This window comes from Calidithermus terrae (assembly GCF_003574345.1).
In the GTDB taxonomy this organism is placed as follows: Bacteria; Deinococcota; Deinococci; order Deinococcales; family Thermaceae; genus Calidithermus; species Calidithermus chliarophilus.
Genome location: NZ_QXDL01000326.1, coordinates 1 through 3023 on the forward strand (window position 1 = coordinate 1; position 3023 = coordinate 3023).

At 67.2% G+C, this 3023-nt stretch carries 2 protein-coding genes; both read right to left on the bottom strand.

Going from position 1 to position 3023, the window contains the following annotated elements:
• Positions 1 to 194 precede the first annotated feature (194 nt).
• Positions 195 to 2399, bottom strand: a complete 2205-nt coding sequence (locus Mterra_RS20155) for a glutamine synthetase III family protein (protein ID WP_245971713.1) — start codon at positions 2397 to 2399, stop codon at positions 195 to 197.
• A 382-nt stretch (positions 2400 to 2781) separates the two neighbouring features.
• On the bottom strand, positions 2782 to 3023 hold a 242-nt coding region (locus Mterra_RS22930), incomplete at its 5' end, for a hypothetical protein (RefSeq protein WP_218022987.1).

The following is a 3023-nucleotide window of genomic DNA, read 5'->3' on the forward strand; positions in this document are numbered from 1 at the left end:
GGGCGGGGGGATACGCCCTACCCATCGCCGGGTAGGGCGTATCCCCCCGCCCCCCTTGCTAAGGGGGGTGACAATACCTCTGGCATCTGGCGTCTTGCGTTTGGCGTATTGCGTTTTGCGTACAACGTACGACGTACGACGCAGGACGTACGACGAGGGCGGCCCATGGGCCGCCCTCCCAAGGAAGCCCAGCCCTACTTCACGAACAGCATCTCGCGGTAGCTGGGCAGCGGCCAGTGCTTGTCGGCGACGATGCGCTCGAGGGCGTCGGCGGCCTTGCGCACCTCCTGCATGGCCGGCAGCACCTTGTCGCGCATGTGGTAGGCCTTCTCGTGAACGGTGTCGCCGCCGAGGTCGGCGTTGTGGATCTTGAGGCACTCGAGCGCGTCGGAGAGCGCGTCGGCGGCGCGGGCCACCTGCTCGAGGGTGCGGCCCAGGGCCTTCGAGTTCGGCACCTCGACCTCGGAGAGCTCGGCCAGGTAGGCCAGGGCCCCGGGCAGGATCTGGGTCTGGGCCACCCACTCGGTGGTCTCGCCCTCGATGTTGACGGTCTTGAAGTACTGGTCGTACATGATCTCCTGGCGGGCCTCGAGCTCGCGCTCGTTGAGCACGCCGTACTTGGAGAACAGCTCGACGTTCTTCTCGTCGGTCAGGCGCTCGATGGCCTCGAGGGCGGTGCGCAGGTTGAGCAGGCCGCGCTTGGCCGCCTCCTTGTGCCAGGCCTCGGAGTAGCCGTCGCCGTTGAAGACGATGCGGCTGTGCTTCTTGTAGGTGGACTTGAGCACCTCCTGCAAGGCCGCCTCGAAGCTCTTCTTTTTCTTCATCAGCGCCTCGACCTCGCCGGCGAGGGCGTCGATGGACTCGGCCACGATGGTGTTGAGCACGGTGATGGGCATGGAGATGCTCTGCGAGGAGCCCACCGCGCGGAACTCGAACTTGTTGCCGGTGAAGGCGAAGGGCGAGGTGCGGTTGCGGTCGCCGGAGTGGCGGGGCAGGGCGGGGAGCACCGGGGTGCCCAGGCCCAACAGCCCGGCCGACTTGCCCGCGACGCTCTTGCCGCTGACGATGCGCTCGAAGATGTCGGTGAGCTCGGCGCCCAGGAAGATCGAGATGATGGCGGGCGGGGCCTCATTGGCGCCGAGGCGGTGGTCGTTGGAGGCCGAGGCCACGCTGATGCGCAGCAGGTCCTGGTGCACGTCAACGGCCCGGATCACGGCCGCGCAGAAGAACAGGAACTGCATGTTCTCGTGCGGGGTGTCGCCGGGCTCGAGCAGGTTGAGCCCGGTGTCGGTGCCCATGCTCCAGTTGCAGTGCTTGCCCGAGCCGTTGATGCCCGCGAAGGGCTTCTCGTGCAGCAGGGCCACCATCCCGTAGCGGCGGGCGGTGTTCTTCAGGGTTTGCATGATGAGCTGCTGGTGGTCGGCGGCGGTGTTGGAGTGCTCGAAGATGGGGGCGATCTCGTACTGGCCGGGCGCGACCTCGTTGTGGCGGGTCTTGACCGGCACGCCCAGCGCGTAAAGCTGGTGCTCGACGTCGGTCATGAAGGAGAGCACCCGGTCGGGGATGGAGCCGAAGTAGTGGTCCTCGAGCTCCTGCCCGCGCGGGGGCTTGGCCCCGAAGAGGGTGCGCCCGGTCATGACGAGGTCGGGGCGGCGGTAATAGAACTCCTCGTCGATGAGGAAGTACTCCTGCTCGGCGCCCAGGGTCGAGGAGACTTTGGTGGCGTCGGTCACGCCGAAGAGCGCCAGCGCCCGCAGGGCGGCCTTGTTGAGCGCCTCGATGGAGCGCAGCAGGGGGGTCTTGAGGTCGAGCGCCTCGCCGGTCCAGCTCGCGAAGGCGGTGGGGATGCACAGGGTGGCCCCGTTGGAGTGGCGCAGGATGAAGGCGGGAGAGGTGGGGTCCCAGGCGGTGTAACCGCGGGCCTCGAAGGTGGCGCGTAGCCCGCCGGAGGGGAAGCTCGAGGCGTCGGGCTCGCCCTGGATCAGGTCCTTGCCGCTGAACTGGGCGATGGCCGAGCCGTCGCTGGTGGGGGCGAGGAAGGAGTCGTGCTTCTCGGCGGTGGCGCCGGTGAGGGGCTGGAACCAGTGGGTGTAGTGGGTCGCGCCCTTCTCCAGCGCCCAGGTCTTCATGGCCAGGGCCACGGTGTCGGCGATGGCCGGGTCGAGGGGGGCCCCGCGTTCCATGGTGGCCTGCAGGGACTTCCAAACCGGTTTGCTCAGCCGCTGGCGCAGCTCCTCGGGCGTGAGCACGTCGCGGGCGAACACTTCGGTCACCACGTCGCCGTCAAGCTGCCGGGCCATGCCGTCCATGCGCCAGTTGCGCGCCGCCGAAATAACGTCGTAGTCGTGGTTCATGCGCTCTCCGTTCTCCTGTGCTGCGGTGGTCTTAAGCCCCCTCATGGGCAAGTTGCACAGCCCTGGCTCGTTCCGTGCAAGTTGTTTTCCCATAGTTTGACTTAAGACGGGATTCCTGCTCCCGAGACGCAGCATATCATGCCGTGCGAGCAATTTGTCTAGTGATTTTTGAACATCTGTTCTTTAGGTGGTGAACATTTTGCAGGTTATTGGTGTCGATGGTCGATGGCTGATAGCTGATAGCCCAACGCCGGGCGCAGGGCGTGCGTCCTACGTCCTACGTCGTACGCCGTACGCAAGACGCAATACGCCTTGTCACCCTCCTTGGCAAGGGGGGCTGGGGGATAAACCCTCCCCTCCCGCGGGGAGGGGTTTCCCATGGGCTACAGGCCAAGGGCCACGAGCCCTTAAACCCCATCCCCGACGCTCAGCGCATCAGCCACAAGGATGCTGCGGTCCACACCCCTAGGTATCCGAGCAACAGGGCATTTCCCCAGCGTGGGAGGTGGCTCGAGCGCAGCCAGGATCGCAGCCCCAGCGCCAGGCCGAGGCCGAGGCCCCAGGCGGCCCAGGCCGTCGCGCGGCTCGGGGGCGACGCGCTGCTGCTCTCCCGCCGCGGCCCCGACGGGGCGGGGGAGAGCCTCGAGGCCGCCCTCCGCGCCGAGGGGG

Coding starts and splice junctions, on each gene's coding strand:
- Mterra_RS20155 (WP_245971713.1), bottom strand. CDS start 2,399: ATGAGGGGGCTTAAGACCACCGCAGCACAGGAGAACGGAGAGCGCATG.